The sequence below is a fragment of the Pseudoalteromonas sp. Ld19 genome (assembly GCF_045064135.1).
Lineage (GTDB): Bacteria > Pseudomonadota > Gammaproteobacteria > Enterobacterales > Alteromonadaceae > Pseudoalteromonas > Pseudoalteromonas aliena.
In genome coordinates, this window is sequence record NZ_JBISHA010000012.1 from 1 (window position 1) to 3,656 (window position 3,656).

Consider the following 3,656-nt stretch of genomic DNA (forward strand, 5'->3'; position numbering starts at 1 on the left):
GTTTGGTAATGACATAAACCTTACCCAACAATTTGATGTATTTAACCGCTTAACACAGCAGCAGTTAACCCACCCTGCGCAGGCACTATTTGATACCTGTACGTACAATTACGACAGCATCAACCAGCTGATTGCCCGTAAAAACGAAGGCGTAAGCAGCCAAAACATCAATTTTGAATACAACAGCTTAGGGCAGTTAATACAACAAACACTGGCAACTTCAAGTACTGATACAACCACGCAATACCAGTGGGATAGCTTTGGTAACCCACAAAGCCAAACAGTGCAATCAAGCACAAGTGATGCAGACAGTAGTGAGCAAAATACTACAAATACTGATGCCAGCTCTTCTATTGATTTAACACGCGCCACCCATAGCGAATACAAAGAGTTAGCGCCAAATAGTAATGAAAATAGCAGTAACGCTGACTCAGTAGTAAACAATGAAGACACTAACAACACCACAATAAACAGTGCCACCGACGCAGACCGCCTAACTCACTTTGGCGACAGCGACTTTTACTACGACGAGTTTGGTAATCAAATACGCGAAACTGGCAAAGGCATTAAAACCCGCCGTGAATATAACGCGTTTAACCAATTAAGCTGCTTTAATAATAACGGCACGCTTACTCAATACGACTACGACCCACTCGGGCGTCGTATTGCCAAGCACACCGAACACGGTAAAATTGACTACATTTGGGATAACGATCAGTTAATCGGCGAATACCAACACGGTGAATATACCTGGTATATCAACCTACCAAATCAATTTCACCCAGTGGCATTGGTTAAAAAAGGCGAGGTGTACTACTACCACCTAGACCAACTGAATACTCCACGCTTTGTTACCAATAACAAAGCAGAAGTGGTATGGGAAAACCAAGCTGATGTGTATGGTTACGAAGAGAATGAAGCCGAGTCTGATTTTAATACAGAAAGCAGCTTCACTCAGCCAATCCGCTTTCAGGGGCAGTATTTAGATGAAGAGAGCGGCCTGCATTACAACCGTTATCGCTACTACAGCCCCAAACAACAGCGCTTTATAAACCAAGACCCAATTGGCTTGGTCGGTGGTATAAACCATTACCAATATGCGCCGAACCCGGTAAATTGGGTGGACCCGTTTGGGTTGAGTTGTAAGGAAGGGACTCCTAAAAGGGTTGTTTTTGCTGGCCATGGGATTATAGATGAGACTAAATCTGCAATAGTCCCTGTGGGCTGACGAATCCCCAAAACGTGACAGGCACAGCAATTTATGATCTTATGTAAATCACCACAACCCACATAAGTCACAACTGCTATGCCTGACACATCAGTTTGCCATAAGTACTTTAAACATGCAGCAGTGACTAATCATTTAGAGCGACCACATTAAGAAAAAACTAAACTTTATTTTGATTTATTAATACAGGTGAAAATAATTATATATCTATCAAACTACATGCAGCTTCAAAAAAGACTTAGTAACTTTTTTTCAATTTTATCCGAGCACTGTCTAAACAAAAACAGCCCCATCAAAGATGCAGCTGTTTTGGTATTTTTTAATCGGTTACTTGGTTTATGTAACCTATCGTTAAACTATTAACGAAGCAATGAACCAATCATTTGTGTTGTGCTGTTTGCTGTACTAAGTACAGAAATACCTGAGTTCATTAGCAATTGCTGTTTTGTCATATTAGACGTTTCAGCCGCAAAATCAGCATCCATTAGCGTAGACGCTGCTGCTTGGGTATTTTCTTTCATATTTGTTACGTTATTCATTGTATGGTCAAGACGATTCATTGACGCACCTAGTGCTGAACGGGCCGTACCGATATTTTTAATAAAAGTATCAACTGTGGTGATTGCACCTGATGATGCTGTTGCAGCAGCAGCAGGTGTTGCACCAGTTAATGTTCCAATTGTACCCGGAGTAGCTAATGTAGTATTTATTCCTCCAACTGCAGTAGATACATCTACCTTAAGCGTTTCTGCTGTAGATGAGCCTACTTGGAAAGTAACACCTGTCGCAGCACCAAATTTACCTGTAGCCGTTAGAAGAGAAGTTCCGCCAAAACTGGTATTATCCATGATGCTTTTAAGCTCTTTTTCTAAAGCACCAAATTCAGCATTAATAGCGGTATATTCCTCCGCCCCATTTGTACCATTGGCGCCTTGGGTCGCCAGCTCTTTCATGCGGTAGGCAATGTTAGTCATTTCATCAAACGCGCCTTCCGCTGTTTGCATCATCGACATTGCATTATTTGAATTATAAAGTGCCGCGTCTTGGCCCCGTACTTGTGCATTTAAGCGTGATGCTATTTGCAAACCTGCAGCATCGTCTTTTGCTGAGTTAATTTTAAAACCAGACCCTAAACGCTCTAGTGCGGTAGATAAATCGTTATTACTACGACCTAACTGGTTTTGAATTGACATTGACGCCATATTCGATTGAATTGATAAAGCCATGTTTATTTCCTTTATGTTTTTAACGCTACCCACACTTTAAAAGCATAAATAGCAGTGACTAAGTTTTGAATTGACATTGACGCCATATTCGATTGAATTGATAAAGCCATGTTTATTTCCTTTATGTTTTTAACGCTACCCACACTTTAAAAGCATAAATAGCAGTGACTAATCATTTAGAGCGACCATATTCAGAAAAACTAAACTTTATTTTGATTTTTATTGTTTTTATTAATGTATGGACTGACATTCATATAGTTACTCAAACACCCCCCCGTCAAAACGACTAAATAACTACATTCAACATCATTAATAAGACACTATCCAAACAAAAACAGCCGCACCAGAGATGCGGCTGTTTTTATATTTACTCATTGATTACTTATTTTACGTAACCTTTCACTAAACTATTAACGAAGTAACGAGCCAATCATTTGTGTTGTACTGTTTGCTGTACTAAGCACAGAAATACCTGAGTTCATTAGTAACTGTTGCTTAGTCATGTTAGACGTTTCAGCCGCAAAATCAGCATCCATTAGCGTAGAAGCCGCTGCTTGGGTGTTTTCTTTCATGTTTGTTACGTTATTCATTGTGTGGTCAAGGCGATTCATTGACGCACCTAATGAAGAGCGTGCAGTACCAATGTTTTTAATAAAAGTATCAACTGTAGTAATTGCTGCTAACGACGTTGCGGCATCTGTAAGCGCTCCAATAGCACCCGCAGCATTTACAGTTGTGTTAATCGCTTGCACTGCTGTACTAACATTAACACCTAGTGTTTCTGCTGTTGATGAACCAACTTGAAATGTAACCGCGCCAGTATCAAATTTACCAGCGGCTGTTTTTAGTAATTCTGTACCACCAAAACTAGTATTATCCATAATACTTTTAAGCTCAGCTTCCAAAGCAACAAATTCAGACTTCATTGCAGTATATTCATCTGTACCATTTGTACCATTGGCGCCTTGCGTTGCGAGCTCTTTCATACGGTAAGCAATGTTTGTCATTTCATCAAACGCGCCTTCCGCTGTTTGCATCATCGACATTGCATTATTTGAATTATAAAGTGCCGCGTCTTGACCACGTACTTGTGCGTTTAAGCGTGATGCTATTTGCAAACCTGCAGCATCGTCTTTTGCTGAGTTAATTTTAAAACCAGACCCTAAACGCTCAAGCGCAGTAGATAAATCGTTGTTACTACG

The 3,656-nt window shown here is 40.3% G+C and carries 3 protein-coding genes; 1 reads left to right on the top strand and 2 read right to left on the bottom strand.

All coding sequences use genetic code 11. The features are described from left to right. Window positions 1-1,228 (top strand): RHS repeat-associated core domain-containing protein (locus ACJJVZ_RS03385; protein WP_405596930.1); only part of this gene is annotated, 1,228 nt, incomplete at its 5' end. Between the two features lie 359 nt (window positions 1,229-1,587). Here ACJJVZ_RS03385 and ACJJVZ_RS03390 read toward each other — a convergent pair. Both ACJJVZ_RS03390 and ACJJVZ_RS03395 read right to left on the bottom strand, forming a co-directional pair. Beyond that, window positions 1,588-2,454 carry a flagellin gene (locus tag ACJJVZ_RS03390; protein ID WP_077535677.1) on the bottom strand — a complete coding sequence of 289 codons (867 nt, stop codon included), beginning with the start codon at window positions 2,452-2,454 and terminating at the stop codon, window positions 1,588-1,590. A 410-nt stretch (window positions 2,455-2,864) separates the two neighbouring features. Beyond that, window positions 2,865-3,656, bottom strand: a 792-nt coding sequence (locus tag ACJJVZ_RS03395) for a flagellin (RefSeq protein ID WP_405621586.1), incomplete at its 5' end; no start/stop codon positions are given.

What these genes read in the sequence shown, in the direction of transcription:
- ACJJVZ_RS03390 (WP_077535677.1), bottom strand. Translation starts at nt 2,454, where the DNA reads ATGGCTTTATCAATTCAATCGAATATGGCGTCAATGTCAATTCAAAAC.